20 protein-coding genes, 2 tRNA genes and 3 pseudogenes are annotated in these 24,637 nt (G+C 62.3%); 13 read left to right on the top strand and 12 right to left on the bottom strand.

What is annotated here, in order from left to right; translation table 11 throughout:
- Window positions 1-708: 708 nt before the first annotated feature.
- The 7 genes from CQ14_RS30425 to CQ14_RS30390 all read right to left on the bottom strand — a co-directional run bounded on the left by CQ14_RS30425 (window position 709) and on the right by CQ14_RS30390 (window position 8,632).
- On the bottom strand, window positions 709-936 hold the full coding sequence (locus tag CQ14_RS30425; protein ID WP_057861492.1) for a hypothetical protein: 228 nt from the start codon (window positions 934-936) through the stop codon (window positions 709-711).
- A 336-nt stretch (window positions 937-1,272) separates the two neighbouring features.
- Window positions 1,273-1,659 carry a VOC family protein gene (locus CQ14_RS30420; protein WP_057861491.1) on the bottom strand — a complete coding sequence of 129 codons (387 nt, stop codon included), beginning with the start codon at window positions 1,657-1,659 and terminating at the stop codon, window positions 1,273-1,275.
- A gap of 174 nt (window positions 1,660-1,833) precedes the next feature.
- Window positions 1,834-4,701, bottom strand: a complete 2,868-nt coding sequence (locus tag CQ14_RS30415) for a valine--tRNA ligase (protein ID WP_057861490.1) — start codon at window positions 4,699-4,701, stop codon at window positions 1,834-1,836.
- A 248-nt stretch (window positions 4,702-4,949) separates the two neighbouring features.
- The gene (locus CQ14_RS30410) at window positions 4,950-5,651 is read right to left on the bottom strand and encodes a PopZ family protein (RefSeq protein ID WP_057861527.1); all 702 of its coding nucleotides are present in this window, start codon (window positions 5,649-5,651) and stop codon (window positions 4,950-4,952) included.
- Window positions 5,652-5,970: 319 nt separating this feature from the next.
- The gene (locus tag CQ14_RS30400; protein ID WP_057861526.1) at window positions 5,971-7,377 is read right to left on the bottom strand and encodes a TolC family outer membrane protein; all 1,407 of its coding nucleotides are present in this window, start codon (window positions 7,375-7,377) and stop codon (window positions 5,971-5,973) included.
- 247 nt (window positions 7,378-7,624) lie between these two features.
- Entirely contained in the window at window positions 7,625-8,290 is a 666-nt protein-coding gene (locus CQ14_RS30395; RefSeq protein ID WP_057861488.1) for a protein-L-isoaspartate O-methyltransferase family protein, read from the bottom strand.
- A gap of 150 nt (window positions 8,291-8,440) precedes the next feature.
- Complete coding sequence (locus tag CQ14_RS30390) at window positions 8,441-8,632, bottom strand: hypothetical protein (RefSeq protein WP_057861525.1); 192 nt, start codon at window positions 8,630-8,632, stop codon at window positions 8,441-8,443.
- Window positions 8,633-8,898: 266 nt separating this feature from the next.
- Here CQ14_RS30390 and CQ14_RS30385 point away from each other — a divergent pair.
- The 3 genes and pseudogenes from CQ14_RS30385 to CQ14_RS47915 form a co-directional block, all read left to right on the top strand.
- Window positions 8,899-8,973 (top strand) — tRNA-Asn (locus CQ14_RS30385).
- 362 nt (window positions 8,974-9,335) lie between these two features.
- Window positions 9,336-9,690, top strand: a pseudogene (locus tag CQ14_RS48390) (choice-of-anchor K domain-containing protein); the annotation flags it as partial.
- A gap of 54 nt (window positions 9,691-9,744) precedes the next feature.
- Window positions 9,745-10,063, top strand: a 319-nt coding sequence (locus CQ14_RS47915; RefSeq protein ID WP_156435619.1) for a PEPxxWA-CTERM sorting domain-containing protein, incomplete at its 5' end; no start/stop codon positions are given.
- A gap of 67 nt (window positions 10,064-10,130) precedes the next feature.
- On the opposite strand, the gene CQ14_RS30370 is transcribed toward CQ14_RS47915, so the two are convergent.
- Both CQ14_RS30370 and CQ14_RS30365 read right to left on the bottom strand, forming a co-directional pair.
- Entirely contained in the window at window positions 10,131-10,616 is a 486-nt protein-coding gene (locus tag CQ14_RS30370; protein ID WP_057861485.1) for an anthrone oxygenase family protein, read from the bottom strand.
- Window positions 10,617-10,618: 2 nt separating this feature from the next.
- Window positions 10,619-11,440, bottom strand: a complete 822-nt coding sequence (locus CQ14_RS30365; RefSeq protein WP_057861484.1) for an NmrA family NAD(P)-binding protein — start codon at window positions 11,438-11,440, stop codon at window positions 10,619-10,621.
- A 102-nt stretch (window positions 11,441-11,542) separates the two neighbouring features.
- Between CQ14_RS30365 and CQ14_RS30360 the strand changes: the two genes are divergently transcribed.
- Window positions 11,543-12,196: a TetR/AcrR family transcriptional regulator gene (locus CQ14_RS30360; protein ID WP_057861483.1), complete on the top strand. Its 654-nt coding sequence runs from the start codon at window positions 11,543-11,545 to the stop codon at window positions 12,194-12,196.
- Between the two features lie 30 nt (window positions 12,197-12,226).
- On the opposite strand, the gene CQ14_RS30355 is transcribed toward CQ14_RS30360, so the two are convergent.
- Window positions 12,227-12,484, bottom strand: coding sequence for a hypothetical protein (locus CQ14_RS30355; protein WP_057861482.1), 258 nt, complete (start codon window positions 12,482-12,484; stop codon window positions 12,227-12,229).
- Between the two features lie 252 nt (window positions 12,485-12,736).
- Here CQ14_RS30355 and CQ14_RS30350 point away from each other — a divergent pair, with 252 nt between their 5' ends.
- From CQ14_RS30350 to CQ14_RS42675, 3 genes and pseudogenes are all read left to right on the top strand, one after another.
- The gene (locus CQ14_RS30350) at window positions 12,737-12,916 is read left to right on the top strand and encodes a hypothetical protein (protein WP_057861481.1); all 180 of its coding nucleotides are present in this window, start codon (window positions 12,737-12,739) and stop codon (window positions 12,914-12,916) included.
- 831 nt (window positions 12,917-13,747) lie between these two features.
- Window positions 13,748-14,993, top strand: a pseudogene (locus CQ14_RS48385) (NAD(P)-binding domain-containing protein); the annotation flags it as partial.
- A gap of 54 nt (window positions 14,994-15,047) precedes the next feature.
- On the top strand, window positions 15,048-16,280 hold a 1,233-nt coding region (locus tag CQ14_RS42675; RefSeq protein WP_210183176.1), incomplete at its 5' end, for a carboxylate--amine ligase.
- A gap of 431 nt (window positions 16,281-16,711) precedes the next feature.
- Here CQ14_RS42675 and CQ14_RS30330 read toward each other — a convergent pair.
- Window positions 16,712-16,785 (bottom strand) — tRNA-Cys (locus CQ14_RS30330).
- 346 nt (window positions 16,786-17,131) lie between these two features.
- On the opposite strand from CQ14_RS30330, the gene CQ14_RS30325 reads away from it, so the two are divergent.
- A complete protein-coding gene (locus CQ14_RS30325; protein ID WP_057861477.1) occupies window positions 17,132-17,383 on the top strand; it encodes a DUF6894 family protein in 252 nt (83 codons plus the stop codon).
- A gap of 120 nt (window positions 17,384-17,503) precedes the next feature.
- Here CQ14_RS30325 and CQ14_RS30320 read toward each other — a convergent pair whose 3' ends face one another.
- Window positions 17,504-18,184 (bottom strand): hypothetical protein, encoded by a 681-nt coding sequence (locus CQ14_RS30320; RefSeq protein ID WP_057861476.1) that lies wholly within the window; start codon window positions 18,182-18,184, stop codon window positions 17,504-17,506.
- A gap of 137 nt (window positions 18,185-18,321) precedes the next feature.
- On the opposite strand from CQ14_RS30320, the gene CQ14_RS30315 reads away from it, so the two are divergent.
- From CQ14_RS30315 to CQ14_RS30295, 5 genes and pseudogenes are all read left to right on the top strand, one after another.
- Window positions 18,322-18,660, top strand: coding sequence for a hypothetical protein (locus tag CQ14_RS30315; protein WP_057861475.1), 339 nt, complete (start codon window positions 18,322-18,324; stop codon window positions 18,658-18,660).
- Window positions 18,661-18,753: 93 nt separating this feature from the next.
- Entirely contained in the window at window positions 18,754-20,022 is a 1,269-nt protein-coding gene (ihpA, locus tag CQ14_RS30310) for a divalent metal ion exporter subunit IhpA (RefSeq protein ID WP_057861474.1), read from the top strand.
- Window positions 20,019-20,857 (top strand): annotated as a pseudogene (locus tag CQ14_RS30305) (efflux RND transporter periplasmic adaptor subunit); the annotation flags it as partial. The gene ihpA and the pseudogene CQ14_RS30305, both read left to right, overlap by 4 nt.
- A 137-nt stretch (window positions 20,858-20,994) precedes the next feature.
- On the top strand, window positions 20,995-24,216 hold the full coding sequence (locus CQ14_RS30300) for an efflux RND transporter permease subunit (RefSeq protein ID WP_057861473.1): 3,222 nt from the start codon (window positions 20,995-20,997) through the stop codon (window positions 24,214-24,216).
- Window positions 24,209-24,589 carry a hypothetical protein gene (locus tag CQ14_RS30295; RefSeq protein ID WP_057861472.1) on the top strand — a complete coding sequence of 127 codons (381 nt, stop codon included), beginning with the start codon at window positions 24,209-24,211 and terminating at the stop codon, window positions 24,587-24,589. Before CQ14_RS30300 ends, CQ14_RS30295 begins: the two co-directional genes overlap by 8 nt.
- The last annotated feature ends 48 nt before the right edge of the window (window positions 24,590-24,637 follow it).

The raw sequence follows: 24,637 nt of genomic DNA, 5'->3' as shown, positions 1-24,637 counted from the left end.
CCCGCGGTCCCGTGTGCAATTGCACTTCAGGAAATGCGCACACGAGCATACAGGTACAGCCGCAGCAGCCCGGCATTCCCTGCGCAATGGGTTTACGGCTTATGCCGCGCTCTCCCTGGAGACGAATTCATCTTGCCTCCATCACCGGCGAATTGACGGTTCACCGAAACCCGGTCGGGCTTCGAAAAACCTCCGCCGGCTTGACACCAGCCACGGGCGCCAGGACCACACGGTTTTGCCGTACGCAGCTTCCTCTGCCGAAGACATCGACCAGCCAAGTGCTTGCCGGCCGAAGTTCTGACGGAGGCGTTTAAGCGCCGTACGTCCTGCGCGCCGTATTCGCTCACGGAGAACCGCCCTGCGAACACCNTCTCGCGCCCGACGCTGCCGCGTCCNNNACCGCAACCCGCCCCAACGTTCGTGACGATGGCCAACGCCCCTCTTCTCGGGACGGGATGGCGGGAGTTGTAGGGGTGATTTGGGTCGCGCGCGAAGCGGTTTATTTTTCGACGCGGGACTGGACGGGGCAAATCAGATTGAAGTTGCGGGGGAAATTCGCGTATTCGCGTAGCGCCCCGGGGCCCTCGAATTGGACTGCCTTAGCAAGTAGGTTGTCCGCATGAGCCAAGCGACATACGGGGACAAAGCAAGACCCGGATGCCGCTTCGCGCATCCGGGCTACGCTTCGTCCTCGCCGCTGCTTCGCACCTAGTTGTAGCCGCTGGTGCCGGCCGACGTGCCGCCGAATTGAGAATCGCCAGTGCCGCTCAACGTGGTCGGACCATCCGGATTTCCGTTCGGATTGCCGTAGTTCGGATGCAGGACGACGTGCGGAGCAGCGTATCTGACTACATGTTCATGATGCGCCGTATTTGCGAATGCATACGTGCTTGAGAGCATTGACGCGGCGACCAGCACTGTCATTGCGACTTTCATGGCTTCTTCCTTTCGAGTTGCTATGCAAAGACCGTTACACAATGAACAGGTGGGTTCGCTCTCCGTCGTTTCCATTAAATTCGGGTTTAGTGAGGTTGCCCGTGCCTGGCAGCGATAGTCGCGCCGTGGATTCTGTTGACGCTCGCACAATTTCTATCGGTATTGCGCGCTAACGCGGCGTGGAGTCCGGGTTCGGCAGGCATAGCGAAAGCAGCAAGAAGCCCGCATGAGCGCAAGCGATATGCGGGACCACTGGCCCCGGATGTCGCTTCCGCCTTCGCTCGTTGAGCTGCGGCGGACAGGCCGCTCATCCGGGCTACGAGTTCTCCCGCGCCCCTACTCCGCCCGATGGCACACCGCCTCGACCTTGTTGCCGTCGGGATCGCGCAGGAAGGCGGCGTAATAGGCGGCATGATAATGGCGGAGGCCCGGGGGGCCGTCATCGGTCCCGCCGGCGGCGATGCCGGCGCGCCAGAAGGCGTCGACCTCGGCTCGCGATTTGGCCTTGAAGCACCAGTGACGGCCGGTGGCTTCGTCCGGTTCCGCGCCCTTGTAGATGGCGACGTAGACGCGGTCCGGATGTGCTGCGTCGGCGCGCTCGCCGTAGCCGAGCCAGCGGTCGCTGCGGCCGACCTTGACGACGTCGAGGGCTGCCATGATCGCGTCGTAGAAGCGCTCGGCGGCGGCGAAATCGGATACGGTGATGGAGACGTGGTCGAGCATCGATCAGGCCCTCGGTGAGAAGCGAGCTATCTCCGTCGTCATTACGAGGAGCGAAGCGACGAAGCTATCCATCTCTCCGCGTGTGGCGCTATGGATTGCTTCCGCCTTCGCTAAAGCTACGGCGGACAAGTCGCTTCGCTCGCAATGACGGGGATAGGCCAGCGCTCTATTATCTCAGGACGCCAGCTTCAGCCGCTCCAGCGCTTCCTGCAGCTTGGCCTTGCGCGCCACGGCCGCCTCGCGCTTTTCCTTTTCCTCTTCGACGATCTCTTCGGGCGCGTTGGCCACGAATTTCTCGTTGCCGAGCTTGGCGTCGACGCGCTTGATGTCGGCGTCGGCCTTGACGATTTCCTTGTCGAGCCGGGTCTTTTCGGCCGAAAGATCGATCACGCCCTTGAGCGGCAGTGCCACGACTTCGCCGCGCACCAGCAATTGCACCGCGCCTTCCGGCGGACGGTCGGCAAACGAGATATCCGACAGACGCGCCAGACGCTTGACGATGTCGCTCCAACGTCCCGCGCGGTCCTTGGTCTCGGCAGACGCCGCCGACAGCACCAGCGAAATCAAGGTCGCCGGCGGAATATTCATTTCCGATTTCAACGAGCGGATCGCGGTGATGAGATCGACCACCCAGCCGATTTCGGCTTCTGCCGCGGGATCGCTGAAATCGCCGGCATCCAGCGCGGCCATCACGGGCGCAATCAAGGGATCACCGGGACCTGCCATCGCCATCGAAGCGATCTGTTCTTCGCTCACCGCGCTCGCCTTGCGCGGCCATTCGGCCAGCACCAGCAAGCCGTCGCGCTTCGCCGTCACCGCCCAGAGTTCTTCGGTGATGAACGGCATGAACGGGTGCAGCAATTTGAGGATCTCGTCGCGTGCCCAGGCGATCATGGCGCGGGTCTCGGCTTTCGCCGCGCCCTCCTCGCCCATCAGCAACGGTTTGGCGAGTTCGACATACCAGTCGCAATAAATGTTCAGGACGAAGCGATACATCGCGTTCGCCGCGTCGTTGAAACGATATGCCTCGATCGCCTCGGTCACCTCGCGCGTGGCGCGCGAGGTTTCGTGCGCGATCCAGCGGTTCAACGTTTCCTTCGCCGCCGTCGGCTCGAAGCCGTCGGGCTTGTCGCAGCCGTTCATCTCGGCAAAGCGGCAGGCATTCCAGAGCTTGGTCGCAAAATTGCGATTGATCTCGACCAGTTGCGGCGAGAGCTTGATGTCGTGGTTGAGCGCCGCACCGCGCGCCAGCGCGAAGCGCAGCGCGTCCGCGCCGAAATCGTCGATCACGCCGAGCGGATCGATGACGTTGCCTTTCGACTTCGACATCTTCGCACCCTTCTCGTCGCGGACGAGACGGTGGATGTAGACGGTGGAGAACGGCGCATCCTTCATGAAGTGCAAGCCCATCATCATCATCCGGGCGACCCAGAAGAAGATGATGTCCCACCCGGTGACGAGCACGTTGGTCGGGTAATAGCGCTTCACTTCCGCGGTGTCGTCGGGCCAGCCGAGCGTCGAGAACGGCCACAGGCCCGAGGAGAACCAGGTGTCGAGCACATCCTCATCGCGCGTGATGAAGCCCTCGCGCTTGGCGGAGTCTTCCGCCATCGCCCGCCCCTGCTCTTCGGTGATGACTTCCTGCTCGACGTAGTAGCCGAGCGCGTTGCCGACGGCCTCTTCCTCGGTCTCGGCGACGAACACCTTGCCGTCGGGCCCATACCAGGCCGGAATCTGATGGCCCCACCAGAGCTGGCGCGAGATGCACCACGGCTGGATGTTCTCCATCCATTCGAAATAGGTCTTTTCCCAGTTCTTCGGCACGAAGCTGGTCGCGCCCGAGCGCACCGCAGCGATGGCCGGCTGCGCCATGGTCTTGGCGTCGACATACCACTGGTCGGTCAGATAGGGCTCGATCACCACGTTGGAGCGGTCGCCATGCGGCACCATGTGCGTGTTCGGCTCGATCTTTTCCAGGAAGCCAAAATCCTCCAGCCGCGCCACGATCTTCTTGCGCGCGGCGAAGCGGTCGGCATTGTGCAGCTCTTCGGCGAGCATCAGCGCGCCTTCCGGCAATCCGCGCAGATAATCCTCGTTGTCGACGAGCGCCAGGCAGCCCTCGCGGTCGAACACGTTGATCTGCGGCAGGCCGTGACGCTTGCCGACCTCGAAGTCGTTGAAGTCATGCGCCGGCGTGATCTTGACCGCGCCCGATCCCTTCTCGGGATCGGCGTAATCGTCGCCGACGATCGGGATGCGGCGGCCGACCAGCGGCAGGATCACGTGCTGGCCGATCAGGTGGCCGATCCGTTCATTGTCAGGATGTATAGCAACCGCGGTGTCGCCGAGCATCGTCTCGGGCCGCGTCGTCGCCACAACGACAAACGTCGAGGGATCGTCGGGGCTGAAAGTCTTGCCCGAGATCGGATAGCGCAGATACCAGAGGCTGCCCTTGACCTCGACCTGCTGCACCTCGAGATCGGAGATCGCAGTGAGCAGTTTCGGGTCCCAGTTGACCAGCCGCTTGTCCTTGTAGATCAGGCCTTCGCGGTGCAGCTCGACGAACACCTTCACGACCGCGCGCGAAAGGCCCTCGTCCATCGTAAAACGTTCGCGCGACCAGTCGCAGGAAGCGCCTAGGCGCTTCAACTGGTTGACGATGGTGCCGCCGCTCTCGGCCTTCCACTGCCAGACGCGCTCGAGGAATTTGGCGCGGCCAAGGTCGCGGCGGCCCGGCTCCTGCCGTTCCATCAATTGCCGCTCGACCACCATCTGGGTCGCGATGCCGGCATGGTCGGTGCCGGGCTGCCACAACACGTCGCGGCCGCGCATGCGCTCGAAGCGGCAGAGGATGTCCTGCAGCGTGTTGTTCAGCGCGTGGCCCATATGCAGCGAGCCCGTCACGTTCGGCGGCGGGATCACGATGGTGAACGGCGCGGCGTCTTTCCGTTCCGGACGGCCGGCCATGAACGCGCCGCTCTCCTCCCAGATCCGGGACATGCGGCTTTCGATATCGGCGGGCTGGTAGTTTTTCTCGATCATGACAATGCAATTGGGGTGCTGGGGAAGCGCCTTCGAGCCATCCGTTACCGGACTGCTCAAAGAATACGCATCAAATCAACCTGGTAGCGGCCGGTTCTGATGTGATCGACGCCGGACGGCCCCTAGAAAGCCGCCACAGCGCCTCAAGTCAACCTGACAACTTTGGTCCGGGGCAGCCGGAAGCCGCGATAACGCCGGTTTGAATATCCTGATGGGGGCCTGATGCCGTCTCGCCAGGCGTCCTGGAACTAGCGCCCGCGCGAAACCCGCTCGATCTCGGCCTTGACGATCCGCTCCACCAGGCCCGGCAGATTGTCGTCCAGCCAGGACTTCAGCATCGGCCGCAGCATTTCCTTGACCAGATCTTCCAGTGTTCGCGCGTTGTTGCTCAGCACGGTATTGGCCAGGGAATTGAAGGCGGACTCGACGGCGGAAACGGTTGAACGCGACAAGATCGGTGGCCCGGGTGGTGAGTTGTCGAACGGCGGCTCTTGGACCGGCTGCCTGGCCCTGCGGGCCTCGCTGAATTCGATGTCGTCCGCCGGCTCGATCTTGCTGAACGACGATGCCGGTGGCGGTGGCGGCGCCGGATCAGGCAACGCCATCTCGTCAGTGAGTTCGAACACGTCGGCCTCCGGCTGCGCCGCCGGCCTGACATCGGCCTCGGGCGTCGCCGCATCGAGGCTCGCCAGCATCGCGTCGATGTCGTCCTGGTTGTTGCTGGCGGCCGGTTCGGGCGCCGGCGCTGGCGCGGGCTTCGGCGCCGCCGGCTTCGGCGCGGGAGCAATCGCCGAGGGCGGAATGTCCTTCATCACCGGTTTCGGTGCCGGCGCGGCAGCGGCCTCCGGCCTGGCGGCCGCGGGCTTGGCCTCGTCGTCAGCGATGATGCGACGGATCGACGCCAGAATCTCCTCCATCGAGGGCTCTTGGACCTTTGCAGGTTGCGTCATCTCCGACTCCACATCGAAACCATTTTATACCAAAGCCACGAAGGAATTGCCGGTTCCGGATATGCAGGCCGGGAATTTCACCGCAGAAGCCTGACTTGTCCCCAGATCAAGCCCGCCCGCTGTATCGCGCGGGAGGTCCTGCTTCCCCCTCAAGACAACCCGACGCGCGTCCATGAGATGCAAGGACGCGGGCCACGAATCGCTCAGCTCGCCCCGGAAACGGTACGTCATGGCCACAAATGATTGCAAGCAAAGCGCCCGGCGCAACAGGCGCCGGGCGTCGATATTCGTCCCGACTGTGCGGGAATAGACTCAGATATCAGCGGCCGTCGGGCGTGCGAACGCCAGCCCAGCTGTCGCGTACCTGATGATAGTGCACGCTCGGATCGTAGACGGTGGTGGGCAGGTTGAGCACCTGCGGCGACAGCCGCCCGATCGTGTTCAGCACCGAATATGAGGCCACCACGCGATCGTGCTGGGCGGTGACGAGCGCAACACGCGCATTCACCAGCGCCTGCTGTGCGTTGAGCACGTCGAGCGTGGTGCGCTGTCCGGCCTTGGCTTCCTCGCGCACGCCGTTGAGCGCGATTTCCGACGCCTGGACCTGCGATTGCGCCGATTGCACCTGCGCCTTGCCGGCAACGAGTTGCCCCCATGCCGTGACCACGTTGGCGCGGGTCTGATCCCGGGTCTGGTCGAGAACGAGGCGCTGCTGTGCCACCGTTTCCTTGGACTGGCGGATCAGCGAGTATTCGGCGCCGCCCTGATAGATCGGAACGTTGAGCTGCGCGACCGCGGACGCGCCGAACGAGCGGAACTGGATCAGGCTCTGCTCATAGGACTGTTGCACGGAGGCCTGCAGCGTGACCACCGGCAACAGCGCGCCTTCGGCCACCTTGACCTGGAGATAGCTGACATCGATGCCGAACATCGCCGCGGTGACGTTCGGATTTTGCGTCAGGCCGAGTTCGACGGCGGCCGGCAGCGTCGACGGCAGGAAGCGGTCGACCGGCGAGCCCGGCGCCAAGTTTTCCGGCTCGTTGCCGATGATGCGGCGGAAGTTCGAGCGCGTCGTCGTCAGATTGGCTTCCGCGGTCAGAAGCTGGGTCTTGCCGGCGGCGAGTTGCGCTTCTGACTGCGCCACGTCGGTGCGGGTGACTTCACCGACATTGAAGCGGTCGCGCGTCTGCTTCAGCGTCTGCTCGAGCACGCGAACGTTGCTCTTCTGCACCTCGACGATCGCGGAATCGCGCAGGTAGTCCATGTAGATCGTGGCGCCGCTGAGCAGCACGGTCTGTTCGAGCGACCGCAGCGCCTCGCGCGCGCCGGAGACCTGGCCTTCCGCCGCCCTGGTCCGGTTCGCGGTTTGCTGGCCGTTGAACAGCGTCTGCGTGATGGTGGCGCCGACGCTGCGCGGCGGGTTGGCGCCGTGGATCGGGGTTCTCACGAGGTTGTTCGCGTCGCCGCCCTGCGTGCTCAGCGTATCCGTATATTGATAGCCCGCGCTCGCCGTGACCGCGACCCTCGGACGGTAGCCCGACAGCGCTTGCGGCACGTTCTCGTCGGTGATGCGCACCTGCGCGCGCTGCGCATTGAGCTGCGGATTGTTCTGATAGGCGCGCACCAAGGCCGCCTCAATCGTGTCGGCCAAAACGGGCGTCGAGCCCATGCATACTAATAGAAGGGCCGAAGCTGCTGCCCCGGCAAATTCCTTCACCCCACGCATCCCAAGCAATCCGATCTTTTTGGTCGCCCGGCCCATGACCATGGTCCCACATGATCATTAACCGAACGTCGCTTCATTCGAAGTGAGTCCCAGCTCACCTTAGTCCGCACGTAAGCTCTACGGAACTACCCCGGAAGGATACTCCGTCGAAACTCTTCACGTGGGGCAATCCGGCCACACTTCTGATTTCGAAGAGGATTTAGCCGGCCACGGAGGGCAAATATTGGGCGTCGGAAGGGCTGAAACGCTAGAAAACGAAGGCCGGAACAAGTTCCATGCCCGGCAGCACCGGGGCAGCAGCGTCGAACAGCGTGCGATGACCGAAATCGCCGTGCGAAGCGGTCACGATGGTAGCCCGTGCAGGTCGCGACGTCGCAAAAACGCCGACCAATCGGCCACCGCTGCGCAATTGTCCGTAGAGCTGCTCCGGCACGATCTCGGTCGCGCCATTCAGTATGATGACATCATAAGGCGCGCTCGCCGCGTCTCCATCCGCCGTCGCCGCGGTCCGGACCGCAACATTTCCACAGCCATTGGCGGCCAGAATCGTCTGCGCCTTCGTCGCCAGCGTCGAATCGCTTTCCGTCGCGCTCACCTGGGACGCGAATCGGGCGATCACGGCGGCGGCGTATCCGGTGGCGCAGCCGACCACCAGGATGCGGTCGCTCTCCTTGATCTCGGCCGCCTGCAGCATCTTCGCCAGCACCGCGGGCTTGATCAGGTAGCGCTTGGCCGCGCCGCCTTCGCTGACGTCGAGATCGAGGTCCAGATAGGCCAGGGCCCGCTTGTTCTCGGGAACGAAGGCCTCCCGCGGCACCGCCAGCATGGCATCGATGATTCGGGAATCGGTCACGTCGCTCGGACGCACCTGACCATCGACCATATTCTGGCGCGCGGCCGCAAAACCGGACATAGGCTAAGACCCTGAAAGCATGCGGCGTTACCGCAGGAGAACTGGAACCGGGAGCTGAAAGCTAAGGCCATCTTTTGGTACAAGCTCCGGCAAAACGCAACATGCGCCCGGCTGCGGCCGGGTTATCCGCCACTGACGCGGAAAAGCCGTCTACTCGACCGTGACCGCCAGCCGGGCGATCAGCCGCGCGACCTCGTCCAAATGGTCGGTATCGTGCGCCTCATCGTGCGCTTCAATGGCCTGGGCGAGCCGAAGCAGGCATTCGTCGTCGCTCATGGCGGGAATGTCGCTCGGGACGATTGAAGGAACAGACTGAGTCAGGTCGGTTGCAATGGCTGGCATCGAATCAGCTCCCTTGAAACCCGGTACACCGGAGGCTCCGGCCCGATTGAGTCGAATTGGCGGCCGATCCATGCCGGTTGGGGATGACGGAATTGCACGGGATTGGTTCCGCTGCCCGCCCGAGACGCCTAAAATGCCGACAAATCATTGTCGGACTGGGACTTTCCGGCCCGCTTCAGGCAAATGCGCCGGCTGTGATTTGGTCCTTTGCAAGCCCGGAAGGCTTTGTTATACGCTCCCCGCTCGCGAGCCTTCGGTTCGCCTATTCCTCGGTAGCTCAGCGGTAGAGCATTCGACTGTTAATCGAATGGTCGCTGGTTCGAATCCAGCCCGGGGAGCCAGCCATGGCGTTTGCCCTCACGGCTTTTGTCGATTCTCCAACACGACAGATAATCTACGCGGTCCCGGCCGGGAGAATACCCATTGCCGTGCCTCGATTTAAAGCCTGTCAGCGCGGGATTTCCGAGAAGAGCTCAGCGCCTGCCCTCCAGCAGGCGGGCCTGATTACCTGTTTACCCTATCGGCAAAGGCCTATGGCAAAGGTTCGGGGCCTCGATCCGGGCCGCCCGCCGTGAAGCGAGCGCGCGCCACCATGCAACCTCTCGGTATTTAATTTTGGAAATTAAACATACCACACTTGACTACCTATATAATACCTGAAAAGGTTCCATTAAATTAAATGCAAAAAATGGGGCATCATACTATGAGCAGGATATTTAAATTATTGGCCGCGGGCTTGTTCGCCGGTTTGGCGCATGCCCCGGCAAACGCAGCCGTCGTGAGCTTCACCGGTGACGGCAATTTTTCCAACATCTCGAATTGCAACGGCGGCAGCCCGACCTGCTCCATTACCAATAACAACAACGTGCTCAAAATGTCGGGCGCGGCGAATAATAACAAGCCGAGCACGCTGACGATCACGGATATCGCCGGCAACATCACGACGAACCAGAACGATTACGTCATCGGCAAGATCACCTGGGTGAATCTTGCGACCTACAACACCGACCAGAACTTCAACGTCCAATATACCTTCACGCTGAATTTCACATCGCCGANACAGCACGTTTGATTCTCAGGTGTTCAACCTGAACATCCAGCAGACGACCAANCCCGTCGCCTGACAACGTGTTCAACATCAGCCAGACACTGCTCAACAACCTTGGTCCGTTCACCCTCAATGGCGTCAAGGTGTCCGACATCCACTTCGCTGAATATGGCGATGGCTGGTACGACAAAAACACCGGCAAATGGACGAACCCCGAGGGCAAGACGTCGACGCTCAAGATCCTGGCAGACTTCACCTTCGAAACCGCCGCGCCGCCGGTGCCGGAACCCTCAACCTGGGCGATGATGATCCTCGGTTTTGCGGGCGTCGGCTTCATGGCCTATCGCCGCAAGCGTAATGGAAGCGCACTTACGGCGGCCTGATCGCCCGCGCTGAATAAAATTCGAAAGCCGCCCTGCTCCGGGCGGCTTTTTCTTTGCGGGCCTCTCCTTACTTCGCCGCAATGGCCGCAACAAACAGCGCGCAGGCCAGCGTGGACGCGAACGTCCGCACGTGGTTCCACATGGTCCAGTCCGTCAGGTAGCGCGCCCACAGCGAGGCGGCCTCCTGGCTTGCGGGATCGGCCGCGGCAAGCGCGTTGTTCAGCGGCACGTTGAAGATCATGGTGACGACGAACATGCCGAGCACGTAGAGCACGCCGCCGGCCAGCATCGCCATTGCGCCAGGCTCGCCCCAGCGCACCAGCGCCATCACCGCCAGCACAGCGCTCGTTGCTGTCGTTGCCAGGAAGACCGGCAGGAACAGCGACTGCACGATGACGACATTGATCGCATTCATCGTGGCCATGCCGGCGGCCTGACCGACGCGGTCGAGCGCCGTCATGATGAAGGTCGAGAATGCGAAATAAAGCCCGGCGAGCAGGCCGCAGCCGATGGCGGAGAACCACAGCAAGCCCGTGATCAACATCTGCAGCATGATCAAGCTCCCCACACACCGGTCGCGGCGGTCCGGCGGGCGTAGTCCGAAAAGTCTCGCGCGGGGCGGCCGAGCGCCTGCTCGACGCCATGCGCGACGGCGGAATTGCGCCCGTCGAGCACGACGGTAAACAGCTCCAGCATCAGCTCGATGACCTCCTCGGGCACATGGGGGCGCATGGCGGCGGCAAAATCCTGCGGCGCGACCTGCTGGTACTGAACCGGGCGCCCCGCGGCCTCGGCGATCTCGGCCACGGCCTGCGCAAAGGTCAGCGCGCGCGGTCCCGTCACCTCATAGAGCTTGCCGGCATGGCGTTCTTCCGTCAGCGCCGCGACCACGACCTCGGCGATATCGTCGACATCGATGAACGGTTCGGGCACCGCGCCCACCGGCAGTGCGATCTCGCCGGCCAGCACGCCGTCGAGCAGATAGCCTTCGGAAAAATTCTGATCGAACCAGCTCGCGCGCACGATGGTCCAGGCAACGCCGGACCGCTGCAGCGCCGCCTCCGCCCGCTCGGCGCCCGGCTCGCCGCGGCCCGACAACAGGACGACGCGCTCAAGGCCGTTCTCGCGCGCCAGCCGGCCGACTTGCGCGATCGCCTCGGCCGCGCCTTCGACGGCAATATCCGGCTGGTAGGTGACGTAGGCCATCGAGACGCCGGCAAGCGCCGCCGGCCACGTTTCGGGCCGGGTCCAGTCGAACGGCAGGGACGTCGAACGCGACACCGGCCGGGTCGAGATCCCGCGCGACTGCAGCAGCGCATTGACGCGCGCACCGGTCTTGCCGGCGCCGCCGATGATCAGGATGGGGAGTTCGGACATTGGAAAATCCTTTCAGGACGCAATACGAGAATGTCTCGTATTTGCTAAATGCGATAAACTCTCGTATTGGTAACGTCAAGTCGCTTTTATGTGAGAGGACCGATGCCGCGGGCGAAAGCCGGACAGAAAACAACCGCCAAGGCTGCGCCTGCGTTGGCGCGCCTGGTCCCGACCCAGCAGCGCAGCCGCGAGCGGTTCGAGAAAATCCTGGCATGTGCTGCGGAACTGATTGCGGAGAAAGGCAGCGAAGCCTTCCGCATGAGCGACGTCGTCGAACGCAGCGGTGTGCCGTTCGGCTCGCTCTATCAGTACTTTCCGGACAAGACGGCGATCATCGGCACGCTGGCGGAACGCTACAACGCGGTCGGCCGCGACTGCGTCCGGCGCGACCTCGCGGTGGTCAAGGCTACCCGCGATCTGCATCCGGCGTTATGCCGCATTACCGACAGCTACTATCGGATGTTCATGGACGTGCCTGTCATGCGCGACATCTGGCAGGCGACGCAGGCCGACCGTGCCCTGCAGAAGCTCGACGAGGAAGACGGCGCCTATCTCGCCGGGCTGCTCGACGAGGCGCTGCGGCGGATCGCGCCCGATGTGCCCGCATCCGCGCTGGCCTCGTTTTCCCAACTGATGATGACGCTGATCGCTGCGACCGTCCGCCACGCCATCACGCAGGACGCGAAGGAAGCCGCCCGCATCCTCACTCTATTCAAGCGGATGCTGCCGAAGAATCTGGCGGCCCTGGAGGCGTGAGGATGTCGCGCGAGTGCCGGGTCGCGCCCCTCACCGCTCGAACACTGCAGCGCAAGCCGAGCTCAGGCTTCCCTTTTGCCTGCGCAGGCAGGCGGTGATCGCCCGCACATTGGGGATTTCGCCGGCGCAGAGCCGGTAGACGTCGGGCGTACAGGCCCTGCGCTGTTCCGGCGTGCCCTGCTGGGCATGGACTGAGCTGCCCGCCATCAGCATCAGCAGGAAACCGAGCATTGACGCCCGGCGGTAACGACGGAGCAGTGCCGCACTTCGCGCAAACCTTGCCTTCATGACCGCGCCTCCTGGGTTGCACCCGCCCTCACAAGGCAGGCTTCATCCAGCCGGATACGCGAACTAAATTTTGCAAAATGTGATTTTTCTCACACGCGCCCCGCGTGCGAAGCGCCTAACGTTCGCGCGGGAACTCACATTTCATTAACCAGCCTTGCCGCGGCCGCCGAATCGTTAAAATTCGAGCGATCTGCTCAATCTGGAAACAAACTTGTTTTGCGACCGTCGCCCTCTGGAGCCCCGGAGAGCGCGATGAGCGAAGCTGAATACAATTTGCTGCTGGAAGCCGTTCAAACGGCCATCGCGCCAGCACCGGAGGATGAACTCGTGGTCCAGACCCAACGCTCTTATCCGTCGCCGCGCGCCGCCAACGACAACCGGACCCTTTGGCCGCTGGTTCCGTTCCCCGAGGGCTGGCAGGCCGCCTACTGAAAACGGCCGGCTTGCGGCGGCCCCTCATATAGTCAGCCTAAGTCATTGATTATATGGATGGAGGCCACGACCAGAATTGAACTGGTGTGCACGGTTTTGCAATTCTGACGATCATGTACCTGTTCGTCCCATTCCGTAACCATCCAGTTGCTCTGGTTGAACTACCTGCCGCAACAAATATCAGGCGCTGTTGTCCAGTCACCGGTTGTGCGCCCTAGTTGGGTAGCGAATCCGCGCCACCGATCCGCCTTCGCGCAAGTACGTCATGGATTGTGGGGATACAATCGGTCTCGTCCGTACCATCCCGCCCTTCGTACCCGACTCGAGATTCAAGCGCGGGCCCAGCATGCGATGCGATTTGAGATCGGCCTATGTCGACAGACTTGTAGGAGTCTGGCGTGGATCATTGCACGAAATGGCTCTAGCGCACGGGAGAGCAGGAATATCGGCATGACGCTTTCGGATACGTCGAGAGCGTTCGTCCTATGCTCTTTCTAGCGCTATCTATGATCAGGTCGACGTGGATGCCTTGGCGACCTGGTGCGATATCTCATTCAGATGCAGTTGCTTGACTTCGATGTCGACGTTCGACGCGAGCGCGGCGCCGATTCCGCGCGCGGGACAGATCGCGCCGAACAGGCGAGCGTTCTCATAGTTGGGTTGATCGGCGGGTTGACGCGGTCTCGTTGCAAGCGGTCCCTGCAATCGCCTTCCGGAGTACTCACAATTGGTGGCTGCACAACCCCCCGATGAACTCGGTCGACATGTTTTATCCTGGACCCTTTTGTGATATCCGCACGCCCTCACTACTGTGAGCAGGAAGGGGACGCCATGGGCGGATTCGATCTTCCGGTAGTAGTCATCGGTGCGGGGCCATTTGGCGTCTCGACCGCGGCCCATTTGCAATCTTGCGGCATGGAGTTCCGTATCTTCGGCTCGCCGATGAATCGGTGGCGGACGCAAATGCCGGCGGGCATGTTCCTCAAGTCTGACGGATTCGCTTCGAACCTCGCGGATCCGACCGGGCGCCACACCTTAGAGCAGTTCTGTGAGGAGGCTGCGCTGCCCTACGGGGACGAGCCTGTGTCGCTCGAAACATTTACCCGATACGCAGTATCGTTTCAGCAGCGGCTCGTTCCCATGGTTGAAGATGTATCGGTCACCGCGCTGGATCGACAATCCAACAGGTTTCAGTTGCGGTTGGCCACGGGCGAAGAGGTGAGAGCCACCAAGGTGGTTGTTGCGACCGGGCTGTCGCACGCCGAATACATCCCTGCTGAGCTGGCGAAATTGCCTGCGGAACTGCTGTCCCACAGCAGCAATCACTACGATCTGGGCAAATTCAAAGGACGCGAGGTAGTCGTCATCGGTAGCGGTCAATCGGCGCTCGAGACGGCCGCTCTCCTATACGAAGGGCAAGCGACGGTAAGGCTGCTCGTACGGCGCCCATCAATCGAGTGGCTTGATGGTCCAACGCCAGGACCGCGATCGCTGTGGCAACGGGTGCGCCGGCCAGCCTCGCCGATGGGAAATGGGCTTAAACTGTGGTTTTGCGCCACTGCTCCGATGGTGTTCTATCACCTGCCCGAGCAACTGCGCATCGATGTGGTGCGGACGTACGGGCAACGTCGCGGGACGCCTCTAGAGGTGCTTGGCCCAGCGGGTTCGTGGTGGCTCAAAGAGCGGGTCGTGGGCCGAGTACCGATATTGCTGGGTCACAACGTGCAAAGAGCCGAAATGAATGGCAGCAAAGTGGTTCTGCACGTCGCCGGCCCAGATGGAAGATCTCGCCATCTCACCGCCGACCACATCATTGCAGCGACCGGCTATCGCTTTAGCGTAGGATCACTCCCATTTCTAAGTCAGAGGCTGAAATCCGAGTTGCGCTGCGTACAGGAGGCTCCCTCGCTGTCGTCCAGTTTCGAGTCCACGATCCCAGGCCTCTATTTCACTGGCATAGCCAGTGCGTACAATTTTGGACCCGTGATGCGGTTCCTATGCGGCACGGACTACGCGGCCCGGTGCATCTCCAGCGATATTGCCCGTAAGCAAAATCGTTCTCGGTCGTCAGCTTCTGNTCGAACTTGCTTCCGCACGCAATCGAACCGCTTGTTGAGACAAATGGCGAGTNGCAAACGAAGGTATGTCGCCCTTCCCGGTACTCATCCTGAAGACCGGCCACTATGTCTTGCATCATGGTGGCCTCGGCATAATTCGAAGCCTGGGGATGCTGGGAACACCGGTATTTTCAGTTATCGAGGATCACTTCGCGCCGGCCGCCCTTTCTAAATATCTGACAGGAACATTCGTCTGGGACACGCGCGATTTGCCAAGATCGCGGCTGCTTGAGGGGTTGGAAAGGATTGGACGACAGCTAAAACGGCCCACGATCCTCGTTCCAACAGATGATGCTGGTGCGATCTTGATTGCCGAGGAGGCCGTCACATTGCGGCAATGGTTCTTGTTTCCGGACGTGCGTTCAGACATTCCACGGAGCTTGGCCGACAAATCACGCCTGCATGCACTGTGCAAGCAACTCCGGGTACCGTGTCCTCAAGCAATATCACCCCGCACGATTTCGGAGGTTTACGAATTTGGTGACACTGCAGCCTTCCCGCTGGTGGTCAAGCCATCGAAGCCGTGGCTTAAGCCAAGGATCAAAACGTCCATTGTTCACTCCCCGCAGGAACTCCTCGATCTCTACCGCCGATCAGAAGAGCAGGTTCGTTCCAATTTGCTGATCCAGGAATACATTCGTGATGGGGAGGATTGGCTCTTTAACGGATATTGCAACGCGACGTCGGAGTGCCTGGTTGGCTTCACAGGCAGAAAGCTGCGCTCTTTTCCGCCTCATTTAGGTTGCGCAACGTTGGGGCGATCTGTCTCCAACCCCGCGCTCCTCCGGCAGGCCGAGGCTCTGGTCAAAGCCATTCCTTATGCCGGCATAATGGACGTCGACTATCGATTCGATAAACGAGATGGTCAATACAAACTGCTTGATTTCAACCCGCGCATCGGCGCTCAGTTTCGCTTGTTCGAAGATAGCGAGAGAATTGACGTCGTGAGAGCGCTCTATCGCGATCTCACGGGCGTGTCCGTGCGAAAGTCTCCACAGATCGATGGGCGAGTGTTTGTTGTCGAGCCCCATGATTTCGTCACCAGCATGCACCACATCTTGCGTCGCGGGCTCTCGGTCAAAAATTGGTGGCAATCATTCAAGGGGACCAGGGAATTTGCCTGGTTCAGATGGAATGATCCGGTTCCATTCATCATGATTTGGATACGGCTTGCCATGGAATCCGTCGCCAAAGCGGTGCGTGTTCTGCATTTTCCCTTCCGTAGGTCGCAACCCCTGCACGGCTGATCGGCAGCGCGCCACTTCTCCTGTTAGCCTTGAGTAAGATTGGAGCGTTGACGATGACGAATGTTGCGCGCTGGTGGCGGACACCCTGAGGGGGCTTCTGCCGCCGAGGAAGCCCAAAAACGGTTGGAAATCGTGATCTCTCGGTATGGCTCGGATTCCCCCTCCTAGACCATCAAACGAACTGGCCTCGGCGTTGGGCAATGGGGATAGCCGCCGGGGGCCGCTTCGCTTCCTCAACCCGCTTTTCCGACGCGCGATCCAGCCGGCAAGTTCCTACCCGGGATGCAGGAGGACGCCGCCGCGATGGTCGATCGGCCAATATCGGGGGCTCGCGACAAAGGGCGCAAGGGGTAAAGGTCGCAAAGCGGTAGCAGACACGTTCCCACGAACAAGCGAAGAAACCATTTCCTATTAGAATCAAAAGGATAGAGTGGAGGCCACGACCAGAATTGAACTGGTGTACACGGTTTTGCAGACCGTTGCGTAACCACTCCGCCACGTGGCCCCATCGGAGCGGATCAATACAGGCGATCAATCACTTAGGCAACCTTCCTCTACTGCCTCTCCTAAGCTTCTGAAACTCCGATTCCGTCGCTATTTTAAAACTCGCGTGCGCGGTCTGACGTGGCACCGTCCACCAGATCATGTTCAGTGCGCATCCTAAATGTGTCGGCCTGCTACCGGCAGCTTGCGAAGGAGCGCCAGTGGCTCGGCACCGGCGCAATTGAAGGCGAGCGGCCGGTTAGGCCTCAGCGTTCTCAATTAGTCAGCCGAATAAACCTATGTCTGATTGAGAGCAGGCGAAGTCTGGTTTCTGTAGCTCTCACGACCGACTCAGCTGGGGAGAGCCGATGCCACGCTACTACTTCGACTTTCGAGACGGAGATAATCTGTCATTTGATGAAGACGGGATGGAGCTTTCGAGCATCGCGTCTGTCCAGGAAGAGGCCGCGAAAACCTTGGCAGAGATGGCCCGGGACACGGTGCGCTCCCCAAAATTCGATGGCACCGAACACCGTCGAATGGCGGTCGAGGTCAGAAATGACGCTGGCCCTGTCCTGCAAGTGAAATTCACATTTGAGGTCGCCAGGTACCTGAGCTGATTGCCTGAACAAGAGAAGGGCCTCAAGCGGCCGCCGAGACCCTCCTTGGGCTGAGGTGTCGTCCGTAGGGGGAAGATGCGATATCGCTTCAACCCACTTCGTTCGCATTCCTAACGCGCCTCAGTCGGCGGAGGTATCGCCGAGGCGATTGTTCCGAAGCCCCAGCTTGGCCGTCCTCGCGCGGATGCCCCCGACGGTCCGCTTCATTTCCAGCGCAATCGCCCTCGGTGGCTTGCCGCTGCCGATCAACGATCGCAACAGTGCATCGTCGTCCGTGGTCCATTCAGCGCCGCTCAGTTGAAAGCGCTCCTCGCGGTTCGCTTCCCTGGCTGGCGTCGCAAACCGCTGCCAGCCCAGCGTCTCCTCGAAAATGACGACGAAGGCAATCCAGAGAACGACGGCGCGTCCCTCCGACAAGACAGCCGCTTTGAGATGTTCTGCGCCGAAGGTCGCCGGCCGCAAGGCGTCCAGTGCGGGCCAGATGTCGCCCACGATCGAATTGACGACATGGACGTACAGCGACACGACGGGGCCGGAGATGATGGCGCCGATGGCCGCGATCAGCCAAAGCGGCAGCCTTCCCTGAACGCGTTTGCTCACCAATTGGGTGGCAAAGCCGGTCAGCCACCAGGGGACAATGGCGAGCGAGAGGACATAGGCGATCGCGCCCTCGGTTCCGAAAATTGACACATATGGTCCGAGAACGGTGGAAAGCATCGCCAGCACGATCGGAACGGCGCAGAAGAAAACGAGATCGAGCTTGGCCTGCTTCGACAGGCGCAACTGCGCAGCCAATTCCATACCGTTGCTCCCTCTATCCGACTTGTCCGTGATAGTGCGCACACAGGAATGCAGCAACTTCGTGATAGTATAACACTACCGTCCGCCCTTGACCCTCGCACAACGCCCGACTAACAGTGAGGCGAAGGAGAGCCTGCTTGAAGCGCGTTGGATCACGCATTGCGAATTACGATTGGCGACGACTGATCACGGTCGTGTGCCTCTCCGCATTCGTTCTGCTGACCATCTGCCACGCAGGCCATTGCTTCGCACAGCCCACCGCCAAGACGACTTGGAGCATGGCCGCCGCGGATGGAACGGATCACGGCGCTGCTGCCGGCGCCGAGTCCGTCTGTCAATTCTGCGTGCAGATCGCGGAAGAGCTGACATTCGTGGCCCTGGCCGGCCACAACCCCCACAGCGTGCGGGTTGAAACCGTCGTGTCCAAACTTTCGACACGGCCGATTCCGGCAGAATTTCCACCACCCATAGCCTGACATCGCAAAGACCGCGCTTGCCGCGGCGGACGTGACGCGTCCGTTTGCCGGCAGCACTGCTGCATCTTTCGATGATTCGGGAATTCAAACTTCATGCGCGCGCGCCTTCCGTTCGCCGTCGCTGCCATCGCAAGCCTTCTCGTCGCCCAGACGCACGCCCAAGCGAGCGAGCGCGTGCTGACGCTTGCGGGCGCGCTGTCGCGCGCGCTGGCCACCAACCCGCGACTGACCGCCGCCGAGCGCGATATCGGCATCGCCACCGGCCGGCGCATTCAGGCAGGCGCGATTCCCAATCCCGAGCTTTCGGCCGAACTGGATGACTCGCTCGGCAGCGGCAAGTATCGCGGCACCAGATCAGCGGAAACGACACTACAGATCAGCCAGGTCGTCGAACTCTGGGGCAAGCGCGACGCCCGCATCGCCGCCGGCATGGCCGAGGTCGATGCCGTCACATGGCAACGCCGCGCCACGCGGCTTGAGATTCTCTCCGAGACGGCGATTGCGTTCTTTTCGGTGCTCGGCCTGCAGCGCCGCGTCGAGATTCTCACCGAGCAGGTTGCCTCGCTCAATCGCCTGACCCCGCTCCTGCAGCGGCGGATCGACGCCGGCGCGGCATCTCCCGCCGAGACCGGCCGCTCGACCATCGCCGCCGACCTCGTGCGCGTCGATCTCGAGCGTACGCGCGGAATGCTCGCCAGCGCACGGCGCGAACTGGCGATCCTGATGGGCGACAACGCGCCGTCGTTTGCTTCGGTGACGGGGCGGTCGGTCGCTATCGGCAGCGCGCCGCCATTCGCGAAGATTCTCGCGGCGATCGAATCAAATCCGGCGCTGATGCGCTGGACGTCGGTCCGGGCGCAACGCAATGCCGAACTGTTGATCGCGCGGCTGAAGCCCTACCCCGATCTGCGGCTCTCGGCAGGCTGGCGGCACTATAACGAAACCGGCGACGACGCCGTGAGACTCGGCGTTTCGGTTGCCCTGCCGATCTGGGATCAGAACAAGGGCGACATTCTCGCAGCCCAGCAAAACCTGGAGAAGACGCGCGCCGAGCGGGCCATCAACCGCGCGGCGCTGCTGCTGGTGGCGGGGCGCGCCTACGACACGCTGACATCATCGCTTCGCGAACTTCAGATCCTGCGCGACTCCACGATTCCGACCGCCCGGACCTCCGCCGCCGCGATCGAGGCCGGTTTCGAACAGGGCCGATTCACGCTGCTCGAAGTGCTCGATGTGCTCGGCTCCGTCGGGCAGGCCAATCTGCGCGAACAGGAGGCGACCCAGAATCTTCATACCGCAATCGCGACGCTCGAGGGTCTCGTCGGCGATCCCTTTGTGCTGGCCCGAGGAGCGAACCGATGAGGCGAATTGTCACCGCTGCTGTGGTGCTTCTGCTGCTGGCCGGCGCGGTCTTTGCCGGCATGAAGATCCTCGACGCCCCATCGCCGGGCAAGGGCAGCACGACCACGGGCCATGGCCATGGCGAGGAGGAACACGGCCATGGCGGCGACGGCGTCACGATGAGTGACGCCAAGGTGCTGGCTGCAGGCATCGAGCTGGAAAAGGTGCAGCCGGGAACGCTCCGAGACGTCCTGCGCCTCAACGGCATTCTCCAGGCCAATCAGGAACAGACCGTGCAGATCACGCCGCGCTTTCCAGGCATCGTCCGCGAGGTGAAGAAGCGCGTTGGCGACGCCGTGCAGAAGAACGAGATCGTCGCCACGATCGAAAGCAACCAGAGTCTCACGCTGTACGAATTGCGCGCCCCGATTTCGGGAACTGTCATCGACCGACAGATATCGCTCGGCGAATACGCCTCCGAACAGAAGCCGGCGTTCACCGTGTCCGATCTCTCGACGGTGTGGGTCGACCTTGCGGTCCCGCGCCGCGACTTCCGTCGCGTCAAGGTCGGCGACGCTGTGATGATCGATGTCGAGGATGGCGGTCCGCCAATCGACGCCAAGATCAGTTACGTGTCCCCGATCGGCGCCGCCGAAACGCAAAGCGCGCTCGCCCGCGCTACCGCCGCCAATGCCGGCGGCCGCCTGCGCCCCGGCCTTTTCGTCACGGCACGTCTGATTCTTTCGGAAAAGAAAGCCCCGCTGGTGATCAAACTCAGCGCGCTCCAGACGCTGGAGAACCGCAATGTCGTCTTCGCGCGCGAGGGGGACAAGTTCGCAGCCCGTGAGGTCGAATTNGGGCGACAAGGACGGCGAGCACGCCGAAGTGCTGTTCGGGTTGAGCGAGGGTNGACGTCTATGCGGCGCGTAACAGCTTCGTCATCAAGGCCGAAATAGGCAAGGCCAGTGCCGCGCACGAGCATTGAGATCCGCCATGATTGAAGCCATCCTTGCGTTCTCGGTCCGCCAGCGCTGGCTGGTGATGATTATTGTATCAGGCATCGCGGCATTCGGCGCCTGGTCGTTCACGCGGCTGCCGATCGACGCCGTGCCCGACATCACCAACGTGCAGGTGCAGATCAACAGCACCGCCCCCGGCTATTCGCCGCTCGAAGTCGAACAGCGGATCACCTTCCCCATCGAAACCGCGATGGGCGGCTTGCCGCACCTCGAATACACCCGCTCGCTGTCGCGCTACGGCTTGAGCCAGGTCACGGTCGTGTTTGGGGACGGGACCGATATCTACTTCGCGCGCCAGCTCGTCAACGAGCGCATCCAGCAGGTGAAGGACCAGCTTCCGCCGGGCGTCGCAACAGCCATGGGGCCGGTGTCCACCGGCCTTGGCGAGATCTTCCAGTTCGCCGTCGAGGCGAGGCCGAATGCCAGGAACGCCGACGGGCAGCCCTACTCCGCGACCGAGCTCCGCACTATCCAGGACTGGATCATCAAGCCCCAGTTGCGCACCGTTCCCGGTGTCGTCGAGGTCAACACGATCGGCGGCTACCAGCGGCAATTCCATGTTCTGCCGGACCCGGCCCGCCTGATGGCCTACAAGCTGTCGTTCCGCGACATCATGACGGCGCTTGCATCCAACAATGCCAATGTCGGCGCCGGCTACATCGAGCGCAATGGCGAACAGTATCTGGTGCGCACCCCCGGCCAGGTCGCTGATATCAACGAGATCAGGGACATCGTGATCGGCTCGCGGCAGGGCGTGCCTATTCGCATCTCGGATGTCGCGACCGTGGAGGAAGGCAAGGAGCTTCGCACCGGGGCCGCCAACGTCAACGGCAAGGAAGCCGTGATCGGCACGGCGATGCTGCTGATCGGCGAGAACAGCCGCGCCGTGGCGCAGCGCGTCGACCAGAAGCTGAAGGCGGTGGCCCCTTCGCTGCCGGAAGGCGTCGTCGCGCGCACGCTGTACGACCGCACCGCGCTGGTTGAAGCCACGATCGCGACCGTCGAGAAGAACCTGCTCGAAGGCGCCCTGCTCGTCGTCGCCGTGCTGTTTCTGGTGCTCGGCAATTTCCGGGCCGCGATTGCGACCGCCTGCGTCATTCCGCTGGCGATGCTGATCACCGTGATCGGGATGGTCCATAGCAAGACCAGCGCCAATCTGCTGAGCCTCGGCGCCATCGATTTCGGCATCATCATCGACGGCGCCGTGATCATCGTCGAGAACTGCCTGCGCCTGCTCGCGCGGGAGCAGACCCGCCGCGGCCGGATGCTTGCGACGCAGGAGCGGTTCGACGTCATCATCAAAGGCGCCAAGGAGGTTATCAGCCCGAGCCTGTTCGGCACGCTGATCATTGCCGTGGTCTATCTCCCGATCCTTACGCTGACCGGCATCGAAGGAAAGATGTTCAAGCCGATGGCGATCACCGTGCTGATGGCGCTCGGGGCGGCGGCGGTCCTTTCCCTGACATTCGTGCCGGCGGCCGTCGCCCTGCTGGTCCGCGGCAGGGTTTCCGAGCATGAGAACTGGTTCATGCGGATGAGCAGCCGGCTGTACGCCCCGATGCTCCACGCCAGCATCCGAAATCGGGGTGTCGTTGCGCTTTCCGCTGCGATCATCGTGGTGCTGACGGGCCTGGTTGCGAGCCGCATGGGCGGCGAGTTCATTCCGAGCCTCGATGAAGGCGACATCGCATTGCACGCCATGCGCATTCCCGGAACCAGCCTCAGCCAGGCGATGGAGATGCAGAAGACGCTGGAGACTGCGATCCGCGAATTTCCCGAGGTGAAGGAAGTGTTCTCCAAGGTCGGCACGGCCGAAGTCGCCACCGATCCGATGCCGCCGAACGTTGCCGACAATTTCATCATGTTGAAGCCGCGCGACCAGTGGCCGGATCCCAAAAGGTCGAAATCCGACCTCCTCGATGCCCTGGAGAAGCGGGTCGAGGAAGTTCCGGGCAACAACTATGAATTCACCCAGCCGATCCAGATGCGTTTCAACGAGCTGATCTCGGGTGTCCGCAGCGACGTCGGCATCAAGATATTCGGTGACAATCTCGATACGCTGTTGCAGGTCGCGGGTCGCGTACAGGGCGTCGTTCAGAAGATTCCCGGAGCCGCCGACGTCAAGACCGAGCAGGTCAGCGGGCTGCCGGTGCTGACGGTCAAGCTGAACCGGGGCGCGCTGGCGCGCTACGGCCTGTCTGCCGCAGACGTCCAGAACATTGTCGAGGTCGCCATCGGCGGCAAGCATGCCGGCCTGGTGTTCGAGGGTGACCGTCGCTTCGAACTCGTCGTCCGGCTACCCGAACATCTGCGCGTCGATACCGACGCCATCCGCTCCCTGCCCATCCCGCTTCCGGCGCTGGAGGAAAAGAGTGCAGTCGCCGGCGCCGGGGCACGCGCGGCGCCGGCGAGCCTTTCGCCGGCCTTGCAGCGCTACGTTCCGCTCTCCGCGGTTGCGACGGTGGAGTCCGCGCCCGGTCCGAACCAGATCAGCCGCGAGAACGGCAAGCGGCGCGTCGTCGTCACCGCCAATGTGCGTGGCCGCGACCTCGGCTCCTTCGTTTCGGAAGCGCAGGCGGCGATCGCCCGCGACGTTCAATTGCCGGCGGGCTACTGGATCGGCTGGGGCGGCCAGTTCGAGCAACTGGTCTCGGCCGCCAAGCGCCTCACCATCGTAGTGCCGGTCGCGCTGCTGTTGATCTTCCTGCTGCTGTTCATGAGCCTTGGTTCGGCAGCCGACGCCGCGCTGGTGTTCAGCGGCGTGCCGCTCGCGCTCACCGGAGGCGTGGCCGCGCTCCTGCTGCGCGGCATTCCGCTGTCGATCAGCGCCGGCATCGGGTTCATCGCGCTGTCAGGCGTCGCCGTGCTGAACGGTCTCGTCATCATCGCCTTTATCGAGAAACTGCGACGCGAAGGCCGGTCGGTGATCGATGCCGTGACCGAAGGCGCCCTCACCCGGCTGCGCCCGGTGCTGATGACGGCGCTTGTCGCTTCCCTCGGCTTCGTGCCGATGGCGATCGCCACGGGTGCGGGCGCAGAGGTGCAGCGCCCACTGGCCACCGTGGTCATTGGCGGCATCATCTCCTCGACCATTCTCACCTTGCTCGTGCTGCCGGCGCTCTACGTGCTGTTCCGGCGCGATTCAGCGCCCGTCGCCGCTCAACCCCAACCAACCAATGGAGTACAACATGCGTAAACTCGCGATGATCGTCGCTGCTTCCGCCCTGCTCGGATCGCCTGCATTTGCCCAGCAGCATGATCACAGCAACATCCGGGGTCCCAATGGCGGCCCGGTCAAGGACGTCGCTGGTGTCCATGCCGAGTTCGTCGCGTCCGGTACCACGGTGAGGTTCCATATTCTCAACGAGGACAACAAGCCGGTCGCGGCCAAGGGCTTTACCGGCGCGGCCTTGATCGTGAGCGGCTCGGAGCGCGAGACCGTTGAGCTCACCGCCGGCGACAATTTCCTCAAGGGCGAGGCGAAGAAGGCCCTTCCGTCCGGCGCGGCCGTTACCCTGCAGGTCAAGACTGATGCCGGAAAATCCGGCCAGGCCCGCTTCAACAAGTAGACCGGGCGGAACCGGACGGCGCCAACCCGCGGCGCCGTTCCGTTATCG

Source organism: Bradyrhizobium lablabi (assembly GCF_001440475.1).
GTDB classification, from domain to species: Bacteria; Pseudomonadota; Alphaproteobacteria; order Rhizobiales; family Xanthobacteraceae; genus Bradyrhizobium; species Bradyrhizobium lablabi.
Note: the sequence above shows the minus strand (reverse complement) of the source record. Positions and strands in the feature narration are given on the sequence as shown.

What these genes read in the sequence shown, in the direction of transcription:
- CQ14_RS30370 (WP_057861485.1), bottom strand. Translation starts at nt 10,616, where the DNA reads ATGCTGCAGATGTTGATCACGGGCTTGCTGTGGTTCTCCGCCATCGGC.
- CQ14_RS30320 (WP_057861476.1), bottom strand. Translation starts at nt 18,184, where the DNA reads ATGGAATTGGCTGCGCAGTTGCGCCTGTCGAAGCAGGCCAAGCTCGAT.
- CQ14_RS30415 (WP_057861490.1), bottom strand. Translation starts at nt 4,701, where the DNA reads ATGATCGAGAAAAACTACCAGCCCGCCGATATCGAAAGCCGCATGTCC.
- CQ14_RS30400 (WP_057861526.1), bottom strand. Translation starts at nt 7,377, where the DNA reads ATGCGTGGGGTGAAGGAATTTGCCGGGGCAGCAGCTTCGGCCCTTCTA.
- CQ14_RS30295 (WP_057861472.1), top strand. Translation starts at nt 24,209, where the DNA reads ATGCGTAAACTCGCGATGATCGTCGCTGCTTCCGCCCTGCTCGGATCG.
- ihpA (WP_057861474.1), top strand. Translation starts at nt 18,754, where the DNA reads ATGCGCGCGCGCCTTCCGTTCGCCGTCGCTGCCATCGCAAGCCTTCTC.
- CQ14_RS30425 (WP_057861492.1), bottom strand. Translation starts at nt 936, where the DNA reads ATGAAAGTCGCAATGACAGTGCTGGTCGCCGCGTCAATGCTCTCAAGC.
- CQ14_RS30420 (WP_057861491.1), bottom strand. Translation starts at nt 1,659, where the DNA reads ATGCTCGACCACGTCTCCATCACCGTATCCGATTTCGCCGCCGCCGAG.
- CQ14_RS30350 (WP_057861481.1), top strand. Translation starts at nt 12,737, where the DNA reads ATGAGCGAAGCTGAATACAATTTGCTGCTGGAAGCCGTTCAAACGGCC.
- CQ14_RS30390 (WP_057861525.1), bottom strand. Translation starts at nt 8,632, where the DNA reads ATGCCAGCCATTGCAACCGACCTGACTCAGTCTGTTCCTTCAATCGTC.
- CQ14_RS30410 (WP_057861527.1), bottom strand. Translation starts at nt 5,651, where the DNA reads ATGACGCAACCTGCAAAGGTCCAAGAGCCCTCGATGGAGGAGATTCTG.
- CQ14_RS30360 (WP_057861483.1), top strand. Translation starts at nt 11,543, where the DNA reads ATGCCGCGGGCGAAAGCCGGACAGAAAACAACCGCCAAGGCTGCGCCT.
- CQ14_RS30300 (WP_057861473.1), top strand. Translation starts at nt 20,995, where the DNA reads ATGATTGAAGCCATCCTTGCGTTCTCGGTCCGCCAGCGCTGGCTGGTG.
- CQ14_RS30325 (WP_057861477.1), top strand. Translation starts at nt 17,132, where the DNA reads ATGCCACGCTACTACTTCGACTTTCGAGACGGAGATAATCTGTCATTT.
- CQ14_RS30395 (WP_057861488.1), bottom strand. Translation starts at nt 8,290, where the DNA reads ATGTCCGGTTTTGCGGCCGCGCGCCAGAATATGGTCGATGGTCAGGTG.
- CQ14_RS30355 (WP_057861482.1), bottom strand. Translation starts at nt 12,484, where the DNA reads ATGAAGGCAAGGTTTGCGCGAAGTGCGGCACTGCTCCGTCGTTACCGC.
- CQ14_RS30365 (WP_057861484.1), bottom strand. Translation starts at nt 11,440, where the DNA reads ATGTCCGAACTCCCCATCCTGATCATCGGCGGCGCCGGCAAGACCGGT.